The sequence below is a fragment of the Rhodobacter sp. SY28-1 genome (assembly GCF_005222785.1).
In the GTDB taxonomy this organism is placed as follows: domain Bacteria; phylum Pseudomonadota; class Alphaproteobacteria; order Rhodobacterales; family Rhodobacteraceae; genus Tabrizicola.
Genome location: NZ_STGH01000005.1, coordinates 69,578 through 91,786 on the forward strand (window position 1 = coordinate 69,578; position 22,209 = coordinate 91,786).

19 protein-coding genes are annotated in these 22,209 nt (G+C 64.5%); 14 read left to right on the forward strand and 5 right to left on the reverse strand.

Translation table 11 applies throughout. The features are described 5' to 3' along the window. Positions 1–28: 28 nt before the first annotated feature. On the reverse strand, positions 29–1,474 hold the full coding sequence (gene pyk / locus E8M84_RS20395) for a pyruvate kinase (RefSeq protein WP_137113093.1): 1,446 nt from the start codon (positions 1,472–1,474) through the stop codon (positions 29–31). Between the two features lie 201 nt (positions 1,475–1,675). Between pyk and E8M84_RS20400 the strand changes: the two genes are divergently transcribed. The 12 genes from E8M84_RS20400 (at position 1,676) to E8M84_RS20455 (ending at position 16,231) form a co-directional block, all read left to right on the forward strand. Continuing rightward, positions 1,676–2,404 (forward strand): N-formylglutamate amidohydrolase, encoded by a 729-nt coding sequence (locus tag E8M84_RS20400; RefSeq protein ID WP_137113094.1) that lies wholly within the window; start codon positions 1,676–1,678, stop codon positions 2,402–2,404. Beyond that, positions 2,404–2,727, forward strand: coding sequence for a DUF1244 domain-containing protein (locus E8M84_RS20405; RefSeq protein ID WP_137113095.1), 324 nt, complete (start codon positions 2,404–2,406; stop codon positions 2,725–2,727). The genes E8M84_RS20400 and E8M84_RS20405 overlap by 1 nt, the downstream gene beginning before the upstream one ends. Position 2,728: 1 nt before the next feature. Beyond that, complete coding sequence (locus E8M84_RS20410; protein ID WP_137113096.1) at positions 2,729–3,154, forward strand: bifunctional 2-polyprenyl-6-hydroxyphenol methylase/3-demethylubiquinol 3-O-methyltransferase UbiG; 426 nt, start codon at positions 2,729–2,731, stop codon at positions 3,152–3,154. Between the two features lie 161 nt (positions 3,155–3,315). Further along, positions 3,316–4,494 (forward strand): aminotransferase class I/II-fold pyridoxal phosphate-dependent enzyme, encoded by a 1,179-nt coding sequence (locus E8M84_RS20415; RefSeq protein ID WP_137113097.1) that lies wholly within the window; start codon positions 3,316–3,318, stop codon positions 4,492–4,494. 11 nt (positions 4,495–4,505) lie between these two features. Beyond that, complete coding sequence (locus E8M84_RS20420; RefSeq protein WP_137113098.1) at positions 4,506–7,523, forward strand: DNA translocase FtsK; 3,018 nt, start codon at positions 4,506–4,508, stop codon at positions 7,521–7,523. A 208-nt stretch (positions 7,524–7,731) separates the two neighbouring features. Continuing rightward, positions 7,732–9,174 carry a serine/threonine-protein kinase gene (locus E8M84_RS20425; protein WP_137113099.1) on the forward strand — a complete coding sequence of 481 codons (1,443 nt, stop codon included), beginning with the start codon at positions 7,732–7,734 and terminating at the stop codon, positions 9,172–9,174. Between the two features lie 201 nt (positions 9,175–9,375). Then, complete coding sequence (locus E8M84_RS20430) at positions 9,376–10,443, forward strand: ABC transporter ATP-binding protein (protein ID WP_137113100.1); 1,068 nt, start codon at positions 9,376–9,378, stop codon at positions 10,441–10,443. A 95-nt stretch (positions 10,444–10,538) separates the two neighbouring features. Further along, positions 10,539–11,465: a transcriptional regulator gene (locus E8M84_RS20435; protein ID WP_137113101.1), complete on the forward strand. Its 927-nt coding sequence runs from the start codon at positions 10,539–10,541 to the stop codon at positions 11,463–11,465. Between the two features lie 96 nt (positions 11,466–11,561). After that, complete coding sequence (locus E8M84_RS20440; RefSeq protein WP_137113102.1) at positions 11,562–13,067, forward strand: alpha-N-arabinofuranosidase; 1,506 nt, start codon at positions 11,562–11,564, stop codon at positions 13,065–13,067. Positions 13,068–13,176: 109 nt separating this feature from the next. After that, complete coding sequence (locus E8M84_RS20445; RefSeq protein ID WP_137113103.1) at positions 13,177–14,448, forward strand: extracellular solute-binding protein; 1,272 nt, start codon at positions 13,177–13,179, stop codon at positions 14,446–14,448. A 62-nt stretch (positions 14,449–14,510) separates the two neighbouring features. Continuing rightward, the gene (locus E8M84_RS20450) at positions 14,511–15,392 is read left to right on the forward strand and encodes a carbohydrate ABC transporter permease (protein WP_137113104.1); all 882 of its coding nucleotides are present in this window, start codon (positions 14,511–14,513) and stop codon (positions 15,390–15,392) included. Next, positions 15,389–16,231 carry a carbohydrate ABC transporter permease gene (locus E8M84_RS20455; RefSeq protein WP_137113105.1) on the forward strand — a complete coding sequence of 281 codons (843 nt, stop codon included), beginning with the start codon at positions 15,389–15,391 and terminating at the stop codon, positions 16,229–16,231. Before E8M84_RS20450 ends, E8M84_RS20455 begins: the two co-directional genes overlap by 4 nt. Positions 16,232–16,240: 9 nt before the next feature. On the opposite strand, the gene E8M84_RS20460 is transcribed toward E8M84_RS20455, so the two are convergent. From E8M84_RS20460 to E8M84_RS20475, 4 genes are read right to left on the reverse strand one after another with little or no spacing between them, the layout of a single operon-like run. Beyond that, complete coding sequence (locus tag E8M84_RS20460) at positions 16,241–17,419, reverse strand: Xaa-Pro peptidase family protein (protein WP_137113106.1); 1,179 nt, start codon at positions 17,417–17,419, stop codon at positions 16,241–16,243. Between the two features lie 3 nt (positions 17,420–17,422). Next, the gene (locus tag E8M84_RS20465) at positions 17,423–17,839 is read right to left on the reverse strand and encodes a cupin domain-containing protein (RefSeq protein WP_137113107.1); all 417 of its coding nucleotides are present in this window, start codon (positions 17,837–17,839) and stop codon (positions 17,423–17,425) included. A gap of 4 nt (positions 17,840–17,843) precedes the next feature. Then, the gene (locus E8M84_RS20470) at positions 17,844–18,680 is read right to left on the reverse strand and encodes a phosphoenolpyruvate hydrolase family protein (RefSeq protein ID WP_137113108.1); all 837 of its coding nucleotides are present in this window, start codon (positions 18,678–18,680) and stop codon (positions 17,844–17,846) included. Beyond that, positions 18,680–19,876, reverse strand: coding sequence for a Tm-1-like ATP-binding domain-containing protein (locus E8M84_RS20475; RefSeq protein WP_137113109.1), 1,197 nt, complete (start codon positions 19,874–19,876; stop codon positions 18,680–18,682). Before E8M84_RS20475 ends, E8M84_RS20470 begins: the two co-directional genes overlap by 1 nt. An 85-nt stretch (positions 19,877–19,961) precedes the next feature. Between E8M84_RS20475 and E8M84_RS20480 the strand changes: the two genes are divergently transcribed. Both E8M84_RS20480 and E8M84_RS20485 read left to right on the forward strand, forming a co-directional pair. Then, positions 19,962–20,591, forward strand: coding sequence for a TetR/AcrR family transcriptional regulator (locus E8M84_RS20480; RefSeq protein ID WP_137113110.1), 630 nt, complete (start codon positions 19,962–19,964; stop codon positions 20,589–20,591). Between the two features lie 301 nt (positions 20,592–20,892). Then, positions 20,893–22,203, forward strand: a complete 1,311-nt coding sequence (locus tag E8M84_RS20485) for an ABC transporter substrate-binding protein (protein ID WP_137113111.1) — start codon at positions 20,893–20,895, stop codon at positions 22,201–22,203. Positions 22,204–22,209: the final 6 nt, after the last annotated feature.

The window sequence follows — 22,209 nt, forward strand, 5'->3', positions numbered from 1 at the left end:
TCGCGCGCGAGTTTGCCTGAGTTTCAGTCTACTCTGGGTCGACGCGCGAGATCAACCGTTCGTCGCAGGGGGCCACACGCAGGATGTTCGTCGTGCCCTTGACGTTGAACGGCACGCCAGCGGTGACGACGATCTGGTCTTCCTCGGTCGCGAAGCCATCGGCCCGGGCAGCACCGACTGCGGCCAGAACGGCGCCTTTGAAGCGGTCCTGCGGCGGGGTAATCACGCAATGCGTGCCCCAGGTCAGGGCCAGGCGGCGGGCAGTGGACAAGAGCGGCGTCAGCGCAAGGATCGCCACATGCGGGCGTTCGCGGGCGACGAGGCTGGCGGTGGTGCCGGTCTGGCTGAAGCAGCAGATCGCCTTGATGTTGGTGGCTTCGGCGATTTCGCGTGCGGCGGCGACGATGCCGTCGGCAACCGATTCGCGGCGGACCTGGCGGCTCGCTTCGATGACCGAGCGGTAGGTCGGGTCCTTCTCGACGCTCATCGCCACGTTGTTCATCGTGGTCACGGCCTCGATCGGGTATTTTCCGGCGGCGGATTCAGCCGAGAGCATGATGGCGTCGGCGCCTTCGTAGATCGCGGTGGCGACATCGGAGACTTCGGCGCGCGTCGGAACGGGCGATTCGATCATCGATTCCAGCATCTGGGTAGCGACGATCACCGGCTTTGCGGCGGCGCGGGCCCCACGGACCAGACGCTTCTGGATCGGGGGAACCGAGGTCACGGGCAGCTCTACGCCCAGGTCGCCGCGGGCCACCATGATCCCGTCCGAGACTTGCAGGATGGCGTCATAGGCCTTCACGGCGGCGGGCTTCTCGATCTTGGACAGGATCGCGGCGCGGCCCTTGGCCAGGGTGCGGGCCTCGATCACGTCTTCGGGGCGCTGCACGAAGGAGAGTGCGAGCCAGTCGACGCCCAGTTCGCAGGCGAATTCAAGGTCGCCGCGATCCTTTTCCGACAGCGCCGCAACGGGCAGGACCACGTCAGGGACGTTCACGCCCTTGCGGTTGGAAATGGTGCCGCCGACGGTCACGGTACAATCGGCGAAGTCCTTGCCGCAGGCGTTCACATGCAGGCGGATCTTGCCGTCGTTGACCAGAAGCGAGGTGCCGGGTTCCAGCGCCGCGAAGATTTCCGGGTGCGGCAGGTTCACGCGCTTGGCGTCGCCGGGGGCGGTGGAGAGGTCCATGCGGAAGGCCGCGCCTTCGACCAGTTCCTCGGAGCCGTTGGCGAAGACACCGACACGGAGTTTCGGGCCCTGCAGGTCGGCGAGGATGCCGATCGGGCGGCCAAGGTCCTTTTCGACCTGGCGGATGATCTCGTGCCGCTTGGCGATGTCCTCATGGACACCGTGGCTCATGTTCAGGCGGAACACGTCGGCTCCCGCCTCGAACAGGGCGCGGATCATCTCGTAGGTCGAAGATGCCGGGCCAAGCGTGGCCACAATCTTCACGTTGCGGTGGCGGCGCATCGCCATCCTCCTGCTGATAAGTTCCGGTCATGTGGGCCGCGTGCCTTATGGACCAAGTCGGGCCATCCCGCAACGCCCGGTTCCCGTGCGGGGGGTCCAAAATTTTCCGGCGCAAGAATTTGTGGCAGATGCCGGGTAGGCGGGGGTTGCTGGCATCGGGCGGCAAGCGCGGCTAGAAGCAGGGAAGAAGCGGGGGCAGGCATGGCGTTCAGGATCGAGGGTGAGGATCGCAAGGGCCGCTGGCTGGTGACCTGCGACCACGCGTCGAACCGGGTGCCGGAGTGGGTGAACGGGGGCGACCTCGGGATACCGCCCGAGGACATGGGCCGACACATCGCCTGGGATGTGGGTGCGGCGGGCGTGGCGTCCGAACTGGGACGGCTGCTGGACAGCCCGGTGATCCTGTCGGACTTCAGCCGTCTGGTGATCGACCCGAACCGGGGCGAGGACGATCCGACCTTGGTGATGAAGCTGTATGACGGGACGATCATCCCGGCGAACCGGCATATCACGGCGGCGGGCGTGGAGGAGCGGCTAGACCGGCTGTATCGCCCCTATCACGCAGTCTACGCGCGGCTGGCGGCTTTGCGACCTGACCGGGTTATCGTGGCAGTACATTCGTTCACGCCGTGTCTTCGGGGACGTGCGCCCCGGCCATGGCATGTGGGGGTGCTGTATTCCCGTCTGGACGAGAGGTTCTCGAAACCGCTGATCGAGCGTCTGCAGGCCGAGACCGATCTCTGCATCGGGGACAACGAACCCTATTCGGGCCACCTTCCGGGGGATGCCATCGACCGGCATGCCTTGCGGCTGGGGCGGCACAACACACTTATAGAAGTGCGGAATGATCTGATCGGGACGCCCGCCGAGCAGTCCCATTGGGCGGGGCGGCTGGCGGTGATCCTGGGCGAAGTGCTGGAGGGGATATGATGGACGACCAAACGCGGATCGAGTTGGAAGCGGCGGCCTTCCGCGCGCTGGTGCATCACCTGATGGTCAAGCGGCCCGAGGTGCAGAACATCGACCTGATGAACCTGGGCGGCTTCTGCCGGAACTGCCTGTCGCGCTGGTATCAGGAAGCCGCCGCCGAGCGCGGGATCGAGATGACGAAGGATGAGGCGCGCGAGGTGGTCTACGGGATGCCTTATGCGGATTGGGTCGCGCAGAACCAGACCGAGGCGGATGCGGGCAAGAAGGCTGCGTTCGAAGTCGCGTTCCGCGAGAACGTGACCGGGTCGAAATCCGGCGTCTGACATGCGCGCCTCGGACAGGATCCGGGAGTTTGTCGAGGCCTTGCCGCTACGCCCAGGCCTGAGGGTGCTGGAGATCGGCTGCGGTCCGGGGGTGGCCGCGCGGCTGGTGGCCGCAAGGGTCGCACCGGGGCTGGTCCTGGCCATCGACCGTTCGGCCACGGCGGTCGCGCAGGCGCGGGCAGGCTCGGCGGCAGAGATCGCGGCGGGGGTGTTGCAGATCCGGCAAACTGCGGTGGAGGATTTCGCGCTGGAGCCGGGCGAGGCGCGGTTTGATCTGGCCTTCGCGATGCGGGTGGGGGTTCTGGACGGGCGGCATCCGGAGTTGGAAGCGCGAGCCTTGGCGCGAATTGCGACAGCGTTGGCGCAAAAGGGTCGACTTTTCATCGACGGTGGCGATCCGCTGCGCGAGATTTCGCTGTCGCGCTGACCCCCGTAAGGTGGGCCTTAGGCCCACCTTGCCGACCGGGCGGAAAAGCCACAGGGCGTGCCTCAAGCGCCTCACCAAGCAGGGTTTTTTGTGGACCTGACGCGCCCGCCCGGCTATCGTCCGGTCAAACGGGGCGAACAGACCCTGCGATTGAGGCAGTAATGGCGTTTCCTGAGCGGTTTTCGAACCTGCCGGACTATGCGTTTCCGCGTCTGCGGAAGCTTCTGGACGCGCATCCTCCGGGTGGTGCGCCCATCGCCATGACCATTGGTGAGCCGCGCCACGCGATGCCGGATTTCGTGGGGCCTATCCTGGCCGCGAACCTGTCGGGCTTTGGCGTCTACCCGCCGAATGATGGCACGCCGGAGTTGCTGGCGGCGATCTCGGTCTGGATTGCTCGGCGTTATGGCGTGGACGTCGCGCAGGACCGGCTGATGGTGCTGAACGGCACCCGCGAGGGGTTATTCAACGCCTGCATCGCGCTATGCCCGGAACAGAAGAACGGCCAGAAGCCCGTCGTCCTGATGCCGAACCCGTTCTATCAGGTCTATGCCGTGGCGGCGCTGACCGTGGGGGCGGAACCCGTCTATGTGCCCGCCACCGCTGCGACGGGTTTCCTGCCGGACTATGGCAGCCTGCCTGTCGAGGTGCTGGACCGGGTGACGCTGGCCTATATCTGCTCGCCCGCCAATCCTCAGGGAGCGGTGGCGTCAAAGGAGTATCTGGCCGACCTGCTGGCGCTGGCCGAGAAGCACGATTTCCGGGTGCTGGCGGACGAGTGCTACTCCGAGATCTGGCGCGAGACGCCTCCTCCGGGCCTATTGCAAGTGGCCGAGGCACAGGCTGCGGACCCGGAGCGGGCAGTGGTGTTCCATTCGCTGTCCAAGCGGTCGAACCTGCCGGGTTTGCGGTCGGGCTTCGTGGCCGCCGGGCCGGAGTGCATGGCGCGCATCCGGCAGTTGCGGTCCTTTGCGGGGGCTCCTCTGCCCCTGCCCCTGCAGCGCGTGGCCGAGGCGTGCTGGCAGGACGAGGCGCACGTGACGGCGTCGCGGGCGCTGTACCAGCAGAAGTTCCGCGATGCGGATGCGATCTTTGCGGGCCTGCAAGGTTATCAGGCGCCGGGCGGCGGGTTCTTCCTGTGGCTGCCGGTCGAGGATGGCGAGGCGGCGGCTTTGAAACTGTGGCGCGGGACGGGGGTGCGGGTTCTGCCCGGCGGCTACCTGTCGCGTGACGTCGGGGGTCAGAACCCCGGCAAAGGATATATCCGGGTGGCGCTGGTCGCCCCCCAAGAAGAAACGCAGCGCGGGCTGACTTTGCTGCGCGACTGCATCTATGGGTGAGTGAGGGACGAATGGCTTCGTATCAGGCACGGCAGCGCGATCCGCTTCTGGACCAGGGCACGCAGGCAATGCTGGAACGCCGGGGGCGTGAGCTTCTGGGGCTGGTTCTGCTGTTGGTGGGCTTTGGCTTTACGCTGATGCTGTGGAGCTATTCGCCCGAAGACCCGGGCTGGATGGTGGCGACGGAAGAACCGGCGCAGAACATCTTTGGCCGGTTCGGGGCAGCGCTGGCCTCGACGCTGATCATCCTGATCGGCAAGGGCGCCTGGACGATCCCGATGATCTTCGCGGCCTGGGGCGTGCGGTTCCTGGTGCATCGCGGCGGTGAGCGGGCGATTGGCCGGGTGGTCTTTGCGGTCATCGCGGTGGCCTTTGCGGCGGTCCATTGCGCGACGCTGGTGCCGGGGGATGCCTGGACGCATACCTTCGGGCTGGGTGGTCTGTTCGGCGATACGGTCACCGGGTCGCTGCTTGGGGTGATCCCTGGCAGTGCTGGGTTCGGGCTGAAATTCCTGTCCCTGCTGACCTTCGCAGGTCTGATCGCGATGATGCTGTTCGTCTGCGGCTTTGACCTTGACGAGTTGAAGACGATCCAGCGCTTCCTGCTTCTGGGGTCGGTCATGGGCTATGCCACGCTGCGGCAGGGCTTGGGTGCGGGCGCGCGGGGTGCATTGACCGGGGCAGCTGCGCTGCAGGACCGGGCGCGGAGCCGGGCCGAGGCGCGCGTAGCTGGGCAGCGGTACGAGCCGCCGGTGGCCTTGCGCGGTGACGTGGCGGTGACGCGCCGGGGCGTGCCGCCGGTGACCGGTGACATGGCGCCCGAGCCGCTGCGCGCCAGCACATCGCGGGCGATGCCTGCCACGTTGCGGCCCGATGCGCGCTATTCCGAGCCGCGCTATGCCGAGCCGGAGCCTGCCCCGGCCCCGGTGAAGGAAAAACTGGGTCTGCTGGAGCGCCTGCGCCGCAAGGCCCAGCCCGAGCCAGAGCCGGAACTGATCGAACTGGAGCCGTCGTGGAATCCGGCGATGCCGCAGGACGAGCGGATCAAGGCGCGGATTTCCGACGTGATCCGCACCCGCGTCCAGCGCAGCCCCGATTTCCCGGTGGCCCCGCCGCCGCTGCCTCCCGCCGCGCGAGTGGAACCTCCGGTGATGCGGCCGAAGGGTCCTGTCGTGCTGATGGCCGACACGCGCCCCCTTCCCCGCACGTCGGTTCCGCCGGTGTCGATGCCTGCGCAGCGGGTGGCCGGGTCGCAGGACTGGGCCGCGGACGAGAATCTGCCGGGCAATGTCTTTGCCGAGGACGCAGCCTGGGATCGGCTGCCCGAGGACTATGCCCGCGAAGAGATGGACCCGCTGGACGAACTGGACGAGTTGGAGGACGAACTGCCCCCGGCCCGACCGACGGCCTTCACCCCCGACCGCAAGGCTGTGGTGCAGCATGCGGTGAAGAAGCCCGCCCCGTCTCGTCAGGCGATGGCAGAAAGCCAGCCCGCGCTGCGGTTCGACGACGCGTCGCAAACCTATGAACTGCCGCCGCTGAACCTTCTGTCCGCGCCCGTGAAGGTGCAGGGGATGCAGCTGTCCGACGAGTCGCTGGAAGAAAACGCGCGGATGCTGGAGTCGGTGCTGGACGATTATGGCGTGAAGGGCGAGATCACCGCCGTTCGTCCGGGTCCGGTTGTCACGATGTATGAGCTGGAACCGGCGCCGGGCCTGAAGGCCAGCCGGGTGATCGGTCTGGCGGATGATATCGCCCGCAGCATGTCGGCTTTGTCGGCGCGCGTGTCGACGGTGCCGGGCCGTTCGGTCATCGGGATCGAACTGCCGAACGCCCACCGCGAGAAGGTGGTGCTGCGGGAAATCCTGTCGGCGCGCGATTTCGGCGACAGCCAGATGCGGCTGCCTTTGGCGCTCGGCAAGGATATCGGGGGCGAGCCTGTCGTGGCGAACCTGGCCAAGATGCCTCACCTGCTGATCGCGGGGACCACGGGCTCGGGGAAATCGGTGGCGATCAACACGATGATCCTGAGCCTGCTCTACAAGCTGACGCCGGAAGAGTGCCGCCTCATCATGATCGACCCGAAGATGCTGGAACTGTCGGTCTATGACGGCATCCCGCATCTTCTGTCGCCCGTCGTCACCGACCCGAAGAAGGCGGTCGTCGCCCTGAAATGGGTCGTGGGCGAGATGGAGGAACGGTATCGCAAGATGTCCAAGATGGGGGTGCGGAACATCGAGGGCTACAACGGCCGGGTGCGTGAAGCCCTGTCGAAGAACGAGATGTTCAAGCGCACGATCCAGACCGGGTTCGATGAAGAAACCGGCGATCCGGTGTTCGAGACCGAAGAATTCGCGCCGCAGCCCTTCCCCTATATCGTCGTCATCGTCGACGAGATGGCCGACCTGATGATGGTGGCGGGCAAGGAGATCGAGGCCTGCATCCAGCGTCTGGCGCAGATGGCGCGGGCGTCGGGCATTCATCTGATCATGGCGACGCAGCGGCCATCGGTCGACGTGATCACCGGCACGATCAAGGCGAACTTCCCGACGCGGATTTCCTTCCAGGTCACGTCGAAGATCGACTCGCGGACCATCCTTGGGGAACAAGGCGCGGAACAGCTGCTTGGCGCGGGCGACATGCTGTACATGGGCAACGGGGCGAAGATCACCCGTATCCACGGGCCGTTTGTCAGCGACGAGGAAGTGGAAGAGATCGTCAACCACCTGAAAAGCTTCGGACCCCCGGTCTACATGTCGGGCGTCGTGGAGGGGCCGGAGGACGAGGTTGCCAGCGACATCGACATGGTGCTGGGCCTGGGCTCGGGCGAGGCATCGGACGATGCGCTGTACGACCAGGCGGTGGCAATCGTGGCGCGGGACCGGAAGTGCTCCACCTCCTACATCCAGCGGAAACTCGGGATCGGCTACAACAAGGCCGCGCGTCTGGTCGAGCAGATGGAAGAGGAAGGCGTGGTCACCCGCGCCAACCATGTCGGCAAGCGCGAGATTTTGGTCGAAGAACGGTGAAAAATTGACCTGACCAAGGGTAAGCCCCGGCAAAACCTGCCGGGGTTTGACTGGTTTATGGCAGTTTCGACACGAATCCGCCTCAATCCCGCCCGAATCGATTCACAACTTAAGGTTGTATACAGGGATCGTCCCTCGCCAGAGAATCGCTGCACCGGTCTGGCATGATCCTGAGCTTCTTTTGGGGAAGGGGGCTTTTTGCAAAATCATGGCTTTCGACACGTCTGAAACGCTGGCCCAGACCGAGTTTGGTGACGAACTCCTGCCGGGTACGACGCTTTTCCATGGCACCTACAAGATCACCAGGTTCATCAATTCGGGCGGATTCGGCATCACCTATCTGGCCACCGACAGCCTTGACCGGGATGTCGTGATCAAGGAATGCTTTTCGTCGACCTTCTGCCGCCGGTCGCAAACCCGGGTGCGGGCGCGGTCCTCGGGCACGCGCGATCACATGTCGAAGATCGTGAAAAGCTTCCTGAACGAAGCGCAAAGCCTGGCGAAGCTGAAGCATCCGAACATCGTCGGCGTGCATCAGGTCTTCGAGGACAATGACACCGCCTATATGGCGATGGACTATATCCGCGGCCATGACCTGCTGGAGATCATCGAGGAGAACCGCGCCGAACTGTCGCCCGAGATGATCGTGCGGATGACGGGCAAGCTGATCTCGGCGGTGGGCTATATCCACGACAACCAGCTGCTGCATTGCGACATATCGCCCGACAACATCTTCGTCACCCCTGACGGAGAGCCGATCCTGATCGATTTCGGCGCGGCGCGGCGGACGGCGGCGGGAGCGGTCGAGAAGTATTCCGGGCTGAGCGTGGTAAAGGACGGCTATTCGCCGCATGAGTTGTACACCGCGGGCGGAAACAGCGGGCGATGGAGCGATCTCTATGCGCTGGCGGCGTCGCTGTACCATGCGATTGCGCGAGTGGCCCCGCCGAACTGCCAGAGCCGGTTGGCGGCGATGGCGGAAAAGCGGCCGGACCTGTGCAAGCCACTGGCGGGGTCGGTCGTGGGTTATCCTGCGGGATTTCTTGAGGCGATCGACCGGGCGATGGCGGTCATGCCTGCGGCACGGTTCCAGACGGCGGCGGACTGGCTGAAGGCGCTCCCGCAAACGGACAGCCGGGCGGATCGCAAGGTCGTGCTGGTGCGGCGGGTCGTGCCGACCTCTGCCGAGGTGGCGGCACCGGCTGCGGTGCAGCCGGTCGCGGTGGCGCGCCCGGTCGCGCTGCCCCCTGCCCCGCCGGCCCCGACTGCGTTGCGCCCCCGGCGCCCGACGACACGGGTGGCAGAGGTGGACCTGTCGGGCCTGCGCCGGATCAGCGGCTTCCGGGGCGGTTGCCTGATGGACAGCCTATCTGGTCAGGTGATGGCCCGGGAAGCGGGGATGGGGGACGTGGAGACCACCATCAGGACGACCCTGGCGATTGCGCGGGCGAACCTTCAGGCCGCGGCAGAACTGGGGGCGGACCAGCCGCTGGAGGACATCCAGGTCGCGCTGGGGCAGGAGTTTCATCTGCTGCGCCCGATGGACGGATCGTCGCGCTATCTGGTCTGCGTGACGCTGGACCGTGAGGCTGCCAATCTTGGGCTGGCGCGCATCCAGTTGCGCCGGGTCGCCCAGTCGGTTCGGTTGTAACCCGGTCCGGCGGCGGGTCCTGCGGGGCGCAACGCGGGCCTGCGATTTCCTTTGTCTAGCCGCCGAAACCCGTGATCCCCCGATCACGGGCCGGTCGGGTTCTGCCTTGGCCAGACCTGCCTCCGACACACCCTCTGTGATCTGTGTCTTGACTTCCGGTACGTACCCGAAATTATGATGCAAAGAAACAGGGAGGCCAGAATGACCGGAATCGCGCTTGAGCGGGTGTCCAAGCGGTTCGGCTCGGTCGATGTGATCAAGGACCTGAGCCTTGACATCGGCGCGGGCGAATTCGTGGTGTTCCTTGGGCCGTCCGGCTCGGGCAAGACGACGTTGTTGCGGATGATCGCCGGGCTGGAGACCATCGATTCCGGCGCGCTGACGATTGATGGGGTGCGGTCCGAGGGGCTGGCCCCCGGCCAGCGCAACCTAGCGATGGTGTTCCAGAACTATGCCTTGTACCCGCACATGACGGTGGCAGAGAACATGGCTTTCGGGCTGAGGAACCTTGGCCTGCCGTCCAACACGATCACGAGCCGCGTGGCCGAAGCGGCGCGGATGCTGGAGATGGAGAAGCTTCTGGCGCGGCGGCCGGCGGAACTGTCGGGCGGGCAGCGTCAGCGGGTGGCGATCGGGCGGGCGATCGTCAAGGAGCCGAAGGCGTTCCTGTTCGACGAGCCCCTGTCCAACCTGGATGCCGGGTTGCGAGTCAGGACGCGGGTGGAACTGGCGGAACTGCACCAGCGGTTGGGGTCAACGATGATCTACGTCACGCATGACCAGACCGAGGCGATGACGCTGGCTGACCGGATCGTGATCCTGAACAACTGCCGGATCGAGCAGGTGGGCACGCCGATGGAAGTCTATGCGAACCCGGCCTCGCGCTTTGTGGCGGGGTTCATCGGGTCGCCCGCGATGAACTTCATCCCGGTCACGCTGACCGGCCAGGGCGACCGGGCAGCGGCGCGTCTGGGGGATGGGTCCGTGGTCCCCTTGCCGGGTGCGCCGCAAGGCGAGGGGCCGTGGGAGCTTGGCATCCGGCCCGAGGCACTGCAGGTCGCGGCGGAGGGAATGACCAAGGCGACGGCAACAGTGGTGGAGCGGCTGGGCGACCGGACGCTGGTCTATGCGAGGCTGGGCGACGGCACGCAGGTGATTTCGCAGGACGCGGGCAAGTCGCAGGTCCGGGCGGGTGACGGCATCGGTCTGACCTTCGACACCAGCGCGCTGCATCTGTTCGACGCGGCGGGGCGGGCGGTCCTTCTGTAGCGGGCGTTTCACCCAGGGCCCGGGGGAACGTGATCCTGGTTTATTTGCATCAGACATCCTGATACAGATCACATGAGCAAGACAATCGTGCGATCATGACCAACCAGATTATCGTCGTTGACCCGCTTGAGCGGCAAGACATCCTGCGGGCTTTGGCCAGCGAAGTCCGGGTCCGGATCCTGGATCACCTGACGCGGCTGGGTCCGCGCAACGTGAACCAGGTGGCCGACGAGTTGGACCTTCCGCAATCCACGGTGTCGTCGAATATCCAGACGCTGATCGACGCCGGGCTGGTGCAAACCCGGTCCGAGAAAGGCCGCAAGGGCAGCCAGAAGATCTGCCTGTCGACCTTCACCGAGCTTCTGATCGCGTTCAAGGACCCGACGCCCGCGCAGAACAGCAACGTGATCGAAGTGGCAATGCCGATCGGCCTTTATACCCGGTGCGAGGTCAGCGCGCCCTGCGGGTTGTGTTCGCCCGACGGGGTGATCGGGCTTCTGGACGTGCCCGACACATTCCTGGACCCCGACCGGATGCGCGCGGGATTGTTGTGGTTTACCAGGGGCTTCGTCGAATACCAGTTCCCGAACAATGCCAAGCTTGCGGGCGACTCCGTGCAGTCTCTGGGGCTGGCGGTCGAGTTGTCGTCCGAGGTTCCCGGCACGTCGAAGGACTGGCCGTCAGACATCACGGTGGCGATCAACGGGCATGAGATCGGGACCTGGACCTCGCCCGGCGACTATGGCGACAAGCGGGGCAAGTACACGCCCGACTGGTGGAAACTGGCGGGGTCGCAGTACGGCGACCTGAAGCGGTGGGAAGTGACGGCGGCCGGGACATACCTCGACGGGGAGAAGATTTCGGACTGTTCGCTGGGCGATCTGGAACTGGGCGATCACCGGTCGATCCGGGTGCGGATCGGGGTGAAGGACGATGCGCGCCATCCCGGGGGCATGAACATCTTTGGCCGCGGCTTTGGCAATCACGACCAGGAAATCACTTTGCGGCTGACCCGCGCCTGAGGTTTTCGCTTGACCTTGGGGTCCTGAGCGGTGAACTATACCTGAAAATCTGGTACGAACCGGATTAGCGGATTCGGACTGCTCAGGGAGGGGCTGATGAAAGCCAGGGTCACGGCGCATGGCGCTTATACGGTCGCAGACATAGACAAGCGGCTGTACGGGTCGTTCCTCGAACATCTGGGGCGGGCGGTCTATACCGGGATCTATGAACCCGGCCACCCGACAGCGGACGCCAGCGGCATGCGCGGCGACGTGCTGGACCTGGTGCGGGCGCTGGACACACCGATCTGCCGCTATCCGGGCGGCAACTTCGTGTCAGCCTACAACTGGGAAGACGGGATCGGGCCGAAGGAGAGCCGTCCAAAGCGGCTGGACCTGGCCTGGCGGACGACGGAATCGAACCAGGTCGGCATTCACGAATTCGCCGACTGGGCCGAGAAGGCCAACACGCAGATGATGCTGGCTGTCAACCTCGGCTCGCGCGGGTTGGACGAGGCGCGGGCCTTTGTCGAATACGTCAACCATAAGGGCGGGACCTACTGGTCGGACCTGCGGGCGAAGAATGGGCGCAAGGAGCCGTGGAACTGCCGGCTGTGGTGCCTGGGGAACGAAATGGACGGTCCCTGGCAGGTCGGCCACAAGTCGGCCGCCGAATACGGGCATCTGGCGAACGAGACGGCAAAGGCGCTGCGCGGTCTGGATCCGACGCTGGAGCTGGTGGTCTGCGGATCAAGCCATTCCAACATGCCGACCTACCCGCAGTGGGAAGCCACCGTGCTGGAAGAGACATATGACCAGGTCGACCACATCAGCCTGCACATGTACTTCGAGAACTACGAGAAGAACCCGAACGAATACCTCGCCCTGCCGATGAAGCTGGACAACTACATCGGCACGGTTTCGGGGATCATCGACTATGTGAAGGCGAAGAAGCGGTCCAAGCGGCAGGTCACCATCTCGTTCGACGAGTGGAACGTCTGGTATCACGAGCGCAAGGCCGACGCGGAACGCATGCGGACCTGGGATTGGCCCGAGGCGCCGGTCCTGCTGGAAGACCAGTACAATTTCGAGGATGTACTGCAGGTCGGCTGCATCCTGAACACCTTCATCCGCCGTGCCGACGTGGTGAAGATCGCCTGCATCGCGCAGCTGGTGAACGTGATCGCGCCGATCATGACCGAACCCGGCGGAGCAGCCTGGCGGCAGACGATCTACTGGCCGTTCCTGTTTGCCTCTAAGCACGGGCGCGGCACGGCGATGCAGTTGGCGGTCGAGGTCCCGACCTATGACGCCGATGCCGCCGCCGGGGTGCCGTGGCTGGATATCGCGGGGGTGCGGGACGACGACGCGGGCACGCTGACCTTCTTCGCGATCAATCGCAACGGGGCCGAGCCGATGGAAGTCGACCTTGCCCTGGACGGTTTCGCCGCGAAGACGGTGGAGCACACGCTGATCAAGCATACGGACCTTGAAGCGCGGAATTCCAAGACCAACCCGGACAATGTCGCCCCGCAGAAGGGCAACGGGGCCAAGCTGGGCGGCAAAGGGCTGCACCTGACCCTGCCGCCACATTCCTACTCGATGATCCGGGTGGGTCTGTAAGTATCCGACTTCCGGATATGTATCAGGTTTGAGTTGATCGAATCGGGAAAGGCGATACGCTTTTCCGTGGAGGATGCGGCGAACCACGCCGCCAAAAGGGAGGAAACTGATGACCATTAGTGGAATGCTGAAGGCTGCCATCGTCGCCACCATCGGCTTTGCCGGGGTGGGCCGGGCGGAAGAGACCGTCGTCTGGTGGGATTTCCTGGGCGGCGGCGACGGCGTGCGGATGAAGAAGCTGATCGAGGACTTCAACGCCGCGCATGCCGGACAGATCAAGATCGACGCGACCACGCTGGAATGGGGCACCCCGTTCTATGCCAAGGTCCAGACCTCGGCCGCAGTGGGCGAGGCGCCGGACATCATGACCTATCACGCGAGCCGCATTCCGCTGGCGGTCCAGCAGGGCGTGCTGCAGGAAATCACCGCCGACGACTGGACGGCGATGGGCCTTGGCCAAGGCGACTTTGCCGCAGCCACCTGGGATGCGGTCAGCATCGACGGCAAGCAATACGCGGTGCCGCTGGATACCCACCCGATCGTCCTTTACTACAACAAGGACCTTCTGGAAGCCGCCGGCATGCTGGATGAAAACGGCAAGCCCAAGGGGATGGACAGCCGCGAGGGCTTTACCGCCACGCTGCAGGCCCTGAAGGACAATGGGGTGAAGTTTCCGCTGGGGTCTGTGACCGCCGACGGCAACTTCATGTTCCGCACCATCTATTCTCTGGTCGGCCAGCAGAGCGGCGAGCTGATGACGGACGGTGAGTTCCTGGCCGGCGACAACGGCGAGAAGCTTGCCAACGCGCTGGGCGTCCTGTCGGAATGGACGACGGCGGGCCTGCAGTCGACCTACACCGACTACCCGGCGACGGTCGCGCTGTTCACCAGCGGTGAGGCCGCAATGATGATCAACGGCGTGTGGGAAGTGCCCACGATGACCGACCTGAACGCGCAAGGGAAGCTGTTCAACTGGGGCGCGGTCGAGCTGCCGGTAATCTTCGACAAGCCGGCGACCTATGCCGACAGCCACGCTTTTGCGCTGCCCTTGAACCAGGGCAAGGAGATGACGCCGGAGAAGCGCGCCGCGGTTCTGGAAGTCATGGGCTGGATGTCGAAGAACTCGCTGTTCTGGGCCACGGCTGGGCACATCCCCGCGAATGGCACCGTTACCGCTTCGCCTGAGTACGCGGCAATGGAGCCGAACGCGACCTATTCGTCGCTGACGGCGAACATGATCTTTGACCCGAAAACCCCGCTGGCGGGTGTGGCCGGGCCGATCTTCGACGTGATGTCGACCTACTTCGTCCCGACGCTGAACGGCGAAATGGACCCGGCGGAAGCCGTGGAATCCATCAAGGAAGAGCTGAACGCTCTTTAAGGCTTGCCACCTTCCGGGCCGCCCGTGCTCCCCGGGCGGCCCGGATCTTTCGGGGGACCGCAATGCTGACCAACCGCCGCAAGGATGCCTGGATCGCCGCCGTGCTGGTGGCTCCATTCCTGGCGATCTATCTTCTGGTCTTTGTCTGGCCGACGATCCAGATGTTCGGCATCTCGTTCACCGATGCCCCGCTGATCGGCACTGGAGAGTGGGTCGGGACCGCGAACTACGAACGCCTGCCAAGCGACCCGCGCTTTCGGACTGCGGCGTGGAATACGGCCTATTTCGTGCTGCTGACCGTCCTGCCGGGCACGATCGTCGCGCTGCTGATCGCCCTGGGCGTGTCGCGGCTGAAGGGGCGGTTGCAGTCGGCGATCCTGGCCCTGTTCTTCCTGCCCTACATCCTGCCGGTATCTGTGGTGTATCTCTTGTGGGACTGGGTCCTGAACTTCCAGTTCGGTATTCTGATGCACGTCTTCGACCTTCTGGGGATCGAGCGGGTTCCGATCACCAAGTCGCGTACCTGGTTCATGCCTGCGGTCGGGATCGTGACGATCTGGTGGACGGCGGGCTTCTCGATCCTGCTGTTCCTTGCAGGCCTCCGGTCGATCCCGGCCGAGATCTACGAGGCCGCCGCGCTGGATAATTCCAGCCGCTGGACGACTTTCCGGCGGATCACATGGCCGCTTCTCTGGCCGGTGACAACGCTGGTCTTCACCATCCAGCTGATCGCGCAGCTGAAGATCTTTGATCAGGTGTACCTGTTCTCGGTCGGCGGGCGGCCGAATGACAACATGGTCCTCGTCTACTACGTCTTCCAGCGCGCCTTCCAGCAGGATCAGGGCGGGCGGGCGGCGGCGGTGGCGGTGACGCTGTTTGTCCTGGTCGTGGTCGTGTCGGTCCTGCAATTCCAGCTTCTTCGCCTGGCGGGAGGCCGCAGATGACCACAGCAGGCATGCAGCGCGCGAACTTCTGGGGCGGGGTGATTACCGTCCTGACCATTCTCTTCGCCCTGATCTGGGCCTTTCCATTGTATTGGGGCGTGATCTCCTCGCTGAAGCCCGAGGACGAGGTGGTGCGCCCCTATATTGAGCTTTGGCCCGAGAACCTGACCTTCAGCCATTATTACACGGCCATCTACGACACGCAGATCGTGACGTGGTACATCAACTCCATCGCTGTGGCGGTGGGGGTGACGGTGATCACCATCGCGACCTCGATGCTGTGCGGCTATGCGCTGTCGCAGCTGAAGTTCCCGGGCCGCAAGGCGCTGTGGTGGCTGATCCTGGCCAGCTTCATGGTCCCCACCCAGGCGTTGATCATCAACCACTTCGTGCTGACCTCGCAGTTGGGGTTGATCAACACCTGGGCCGGGATCATGCTGCCGCAGCTGATCCACCCGGTGATCATCATCGTCTACAAGCAGTTCTTCGATCAGTTGCCGAAGGACTTTCGCGAAGCGGCGGTGATGGACAACGCGGGTGAGTTCCGCATCCTGTTCAAGATCTACCTGCCGATGAACTGGGGGGTGACGACCGCCTTGTCCATCGTGACTTTCATCTGGACCTGGAATGCCTTCCTGTGGCCGTTCCTGTCGGTGACCAAGACCGAGATGATGACGGTTCCGGTCGGGATCACCCAGGTCAACGACGCCTTCGGGGTCTATTACGCCCGCCAGCTTGCCGCCGCCGTGCTGGCCGGTCTGCCGGTCGCGCTGGCCTACCTGTTGTTCCAGCGCAAGGTGACCGAGGCGATCACCCTGTCTGCCGGGATCAAGGGCTAGGGACGCGGGTTAGCGCGTCCCGCCCCGGTTCCAGCCGCGCCCTTCGGCGCCGTAAAGTTCGTACCCGGTGGCGGTCACGGCCAGCGTATCCTCAAGCTTGATGAAGCCGCGACGGGGGTGGAGCATGGTGGTTTCGACCGACAGGATCATGCCCTCTTCCAGCGGGCTGCTGGCGTCGGTGCCCTCATAGGCAACCGGGTGGTTGGTCATCAGGAAGGGTGCCTCGTGGGTGATGACGCCCATGCCATGCGCGAAGAAATCGGTGCAGGCGTGGTTCGGCTGGCGGGCAAGTTCGGCCTGCCCGGCGGCGATGAGGTCGCCCCCTTTGGCGCCGGCATGGATCTTGGAGAATGCGGCCTGCTGGACGGTTTCGATTTCGCCCAGAAGGTCGATGAGTTCGGCGTCGGGTTCACCAAGGACCCCCATCCGGCAGATATCGCCGATGTAGCCCTTCAGATTGCCGCCTGAATCGATGGACAGGACCTCGCCTTTGCCCCAGGTCTGGGACGACGCGGCGCGGTTGTGCGACGACCCCAGCGTCAGAAGGCAGTACTCGAATTGTAGGCCCCGGGCGGTTTCTTCTTGCCGCAGGCGGTCGATGATCTGGAACTTACTGTCGCCTTCCTTTGCGGCGGCGATGGTGGCCTGCATCGAGTCGCTGATCGCTTCCGAGGCCTGCTTCAGAAGCGCGCGCTCTGCCGGGGTCTTCACCGCGCGCAGGCGTTCCAGAAGGCCGGTGGCATCCACCAAGGGGGAGTTCGGGAAGGCGGATTCCAGCACCTTCGCGCTGTTCATCGGCAGGAAGGACGGCTCGACCCCGATGCGGGGCGAGGCGGGGCCGTGGTCTTTGACGTGGCGGATCGCCTCGGTAATGCTGTCGACTGAGCCCCAAGACATCGGCAGGAAATGCGGCGTCCAAAACGGGTGGTTGGCGTGTTCGCCACCTTCCATCTTGTTCGCGACATAGGCGGTCTTGTCCGGCGCGCCTTTGGTGTAGGCGATGACCGGCAGATAGCGGCTATGGCCGATGGCATCCATCGCCGAGAAGAAGATGAAGCGGTAGCCGCCCAGAAGGTACTGGGTGTTGTGCTTTGAGGTGACGAGAAGGACGTCGATCCCGGCCTTCTCCATCAGGTCGTCCAGTTTGGCAAAGCTGTAGGGCAGTGCGGTGGTCAGGGCGGCGTCCATCGGTCAGGCCTTTCTGGGGATCAGGCGGAAATCGGGGAGCGTGCGGAGGAATTCTTCCGGGCCGGTTGGAGCGTAGACCACGAAGATCTTCATGTCAGCGGCGCCAGTGTTGAGTGTGGAATGAAAACGGCTTTCAGGGATGAAGACGCAGGTGCCTGGGGCGACCTGTTCGATGTGGGGGGTGCCCTGTTCGTCCTCGACCATCTGCTCGCCCGTGCCTTCGAGGATGTAGATGATCTCCTCGGCGCCGGGGTGGTTGTGGCGGGTGTGGCCTTTGCCGGGCGGGACGGTGACGACGGCGGCGGAGAATTTCTGCGCGCCGTTCACTTTGGGTCCAAGGACGACGGACAGGTGGCCCCAGTCGAAGCCGAAGGCGTCAACGTCGGTGGGGGTGCGGAACAGGTCTTTCACGTCGGTCATGGGATCAGCCTTTCGCGGGGATGGATTTGAAGGCGCGGATCTGGTCGGCGATGGCGCGTTCGGCAGGCAGGCGTTCGGCGCTGGAGGCTCCGTAAAAGCCGTGCATCCGGTCGGCGCGGGCGAGGACATAGGCGGCGTCTTCCGGCATCGAGATCGGGCCGCCGTGGCAGAGAAGGATGATGTCGGGGCGGATGGACCGGGCGGCGGCGGAGATGGCGTCGATTTCGGTGACGCACTGGTCCAGCGTCTTGGCCGAGGTCGCGCCAATGGTGCCGCCGGTGGTGACGCCCATGTGGGCGACGATGATGTCGGCCCCGGCTTTCGCCATGGCGACGGCCTCGTCGGGGTTGAAGACGTAAGGCGTGGTCAAAAGGTCCTGCCGATGCGCCTCGGCGATCATGTCGACCTCCAGCCCGAACCCCATGCCGGTTTCCTCGAAGCTTTGCCGCATCTGGCCGTCAAACAGGCCGATGGTCGGGAAATTCTGCACGCCGGAGAAGCCCATGGCTTTGAGCTCGGCCAGGAACTGGGGCATCAGGATGAATGGGTCGGTCCCGTTTACGCCTGCAAGGACCGGGGTGTGTTTGACGACGGGCAGCACCTCGACCGCCATTTCCTTGACGATCTCATTGGCGTTGCCGTAGGCGAGCAGCCCCGCTGCGGACCCCCGGCCAGCCATGCGGTAGCGGCCGGAGTTGTAGATGATGATGAGGTCGATGCCGCCCGTTTCTTCGGCTTTGGCGGACAGGCCGGTGCCCGCCCCGCCGCCGATGATGGGCTGACCTGCGGCGATCATCTGGTGGAAGCGGTCGAGGATGGTCTTGCGCGGAATGGCGGGCATCAGGGCCTCATGAGGGTCAGGAAGGTGTCGGCAGCGACCTTGGCGAAGGCCGGGTCGTTGATGTGATGCGGCAGGAAGACCAGCCGCGTCGGGTCGCGGATGGTGTCCTTGAGCGCATTGAACAGGGCGGCGTCGGCTTCGGGGTGCCAGAAGGCGCCGCCCGCGATGTCCAGCGCGGAGACACCCAATTCGGGGATCAGCAAACGGACCGGACCGGGGCAGGCGTTCAGCTTGTCACCGATCCAGCGGCCGATCTGCGTGTTTTCCTCGGGCGTGGTACGCATCAGGGTGACGTTCGGGTTGTGGTGGTAGAAGAGCCGGTCAAGGTAGCGGTCGGGGACGGTGGGCGGGGCCCAGAAGTTCACCATGTCCAGCGCGCCGACCGATCCGACCCAAGGCGCGCCGGTGCGAGCGACGACGTCTAGCCGGTCGGGCCGGGCAGGCAGGACGCCGCCGAAGAGAAGGTCAGCGATTTCGGTCGTGGTGATGTCGATGAGTCCAGAAAGGACGCCTTGGTCCAGAAGCCGCTCCATCGCGCGGCCGCCGGTTCCGGTGGCGTGGAAGACCAGACAGTCGAAACGGTCGCGCAACTGGTCGCTGATCGCGGTGACGCAAGGGGTGGTGACGCCGAACATGGTCAGGCCAATGGCGGGCCGGTCGGTGTCGGCGGCGGGTCGGGGTGCGGTGGCGGCCCCGATCAGGGCATGGGCGGCGTTGGACAGGATCACGCGGGACAGGCGGTTCAGCCCGGCGATGTCGGTGACCGAGGGGACCATGGTGATGTCCGAAGTGCCGACATAGGGCGCGGTGTCACCCGAGGCGAGGGTGGAGACCATCAGTTTGGGGATGCCATAGGGCAGCTCGCGCATGCCGGAGCAGGCGATGGAGGTGCCGCCGCCGCCGCCCACGGCGATGATGCCGGAAATGCGGTCGGCATTGGCGCTGCACCAGGCAGCGAAGGCCTGGCCCATCGCAGTGACGGCCTTGCCGCGGTCTGTACCGCCAAGGACCGCGTCGGCCCCGTCCGGATGGCAGGCGGCGACGTCGCGGGCGCTGATGTCGGGGCGGATCGTCGGGGCACGGGTCCCGAGGTCGACGACCGTGACCGCCTGACCACGGGCGAGAATCAGGTCGCGCAGATAGGCGATCTCTTCGCCCTTCGTGTCGCAGGTTCCCGCCACATGGATCGTTCGCACGGAGGCCACTCCTTGATGGGATCGGATGTCCGCGGCGGTCAACGATCCGGCTTGATCGCAAATGGGACTATAGTATCATATTGGGATGCCAGTTCCATTTCAAGCCACTGCACCTGATGCCGACTTTGATCCGCCCAAGGGTGCGGCGGCACGGACGCGGGCGCTGATGGTGGCGACGGCGTCGGACATGATGCGGCGCGGGCTGTCGCCGTCGGTCAGCGAAGTGGCCGAGGCCGCGGGGGTTTCCCGGTCAACGGCTTACCGCTACTTTCCCACCTTGGCAGACATGCTTCGTGCCGTCGTTGCCGAGGCTCTTGGCCCGATCCTGAGTTGGGACGATCCGGCCGCGACCGGCGAAGCGCGGCTGGCCTCACTTTACGGCAAGACCTTTCCGCGCCTTGCTGAACATGAGGCGACGTTCCGCGCGGCGATTCGGCAATCGTTGGAGCCCAGCGCAGACACTCCGGGCGACAAGACCCTGGGGCGCGGGCATCGCAGATCGCTGCTTTCGCGCGCCGTCATCGATAGCGGTCTGTCGCCGGATCAATCGGCCCGGCTGGTGCAGGCGCTGTCGCTGACCTTTGGAATCGAGGCGATGATCGTCCTGAAGGACATTTGCGGACTGGACGACCAGCAGGCCGAGGAAGTGGCCCTATGGGCGGCCCGGGCACTGCTGCAGGCCGCCGTGCGTGAAGCAGAGGAGCAATCTGGCTAGCATTCCATTCTGGTCTGGCCAGAGTTTGCTTCGTGGGTGGTCAGGTTGAAGCGGTCGCGGATGCGACCAGACGATGAAACTTGCGGGTTTCTTGCCTTTTTCGATGCAAATTTCCGCGAACGCCGGGAAATGGGACCTACCGACAAGGCAAGCGGCCTGGGAAAGGATCATTGACACGGATGCGTATCTGGTATTACCAATTTTGTAGTCTTGGAGGAGGCGACCAGCAGCTTCTGTGGTCTTGGGCGACAAGTGAACCCCGGGGTCGAGCTGCATAACAACGATAGCGGGAGGAAGTCACATGCACAGATCTTACTACCGGCTGCTGACGGGGGCTGCGGCAATTGCGCTGTCCGCATCCGCGGCATCGTCGCAAGAGCTTACCATCTTCTGGGCCGAATGGGACCCGGCAAACTACCTGCAGGAACTGGTGAACGAATACGAGGCCGAAACCGGCGTCGTGGTCACCGTGGAAACCACGCCCTGGCAGGATTTCCAGACCAAGGCCTTCACCGAGTTCAACGCCAAGGGCAGCGCATACGACATGATCGTCGGCGACAGCCAGTGGCTGGGTGCGGCGTCCGAGGCAGGACACTATGTGGACCTGACGCAGTTCTTCAATGACAACAAGCTCGGCGAGATCATGGCCCCGGCCACGGTCAAGTACTATGCCGAGTATCCCGGCAACTCGGGCAAGTACTGGGCGGTCCCGGCCGAGGGCGACGCGGTGGGCTGGTCCTACCGCAAGGACTGGTTCGAGGACCCGGCCGAGATGGCGGCGTTCAAGGAGAAGTACGGCTATGACCTTGCAGTGCCGCAGGACTGGAACCAGCTGATCGACATCGCCGAGTTCTTCCACCGGCCCGACCAGAACCGTTATGGCATCGCGATCTACACCGACAACTCGTATGACGGGCTGATCATGGGTGTCGAGAACGCATTGTTCTCGTACGGCGGAAACCTGGGCGACTACGAGACCTATCAGGTCGATGGCATCCTGAACTCGCCAGAGTCGATTGCCGGTCTGGAAGCCTATCGCAAGCTGTACGGCTTTACCCCGCCCGGCTGGTCGAAGACCTTCTTCGTCGAGAACAACCAGGCGATCACCGAAGGCCTTGCGGCCATGTCGATGAACTACTTTGCCTTCTTCCCGGCACTGGTGAACCCGGCGACCAACCCGAATGCGGAAGTGACCGGCTTCTTCGCCAACCCGAAGGGCCCGAACGGCGAGCAGTTCGCGGCGCTGGGCGGGCAGGGGATCTCGATCGTCTCCTATTCGGAAAACCAGGAAGAGGCGTTCAAGTTCCTTGAATGGTTCATCAAGGAAGAGACCCAGAAGCGCTGGGCTGAGCTTGGCGGCTATACCGCCCACGCGGCCACGCTGGAAAGCGAGGAGTTCCGGAACGCCACGCCCTACAACGAGGCCTTCTACCAGACGATGTTCATGGTGAAGGACTTCTGGGCGGTGCCGGAATATGCCGAGCTTCTGACGGCGGCCAACGCGCGGATCTATCCCTACATCGTCGGTGGCGAAGGCACGGCGAAAGAGGTGCTGGACGCGCTGACCGCCGACTGGGAGGAAACCTTCCGCAAGTACGGCCGGATCCAGTAATCCGTC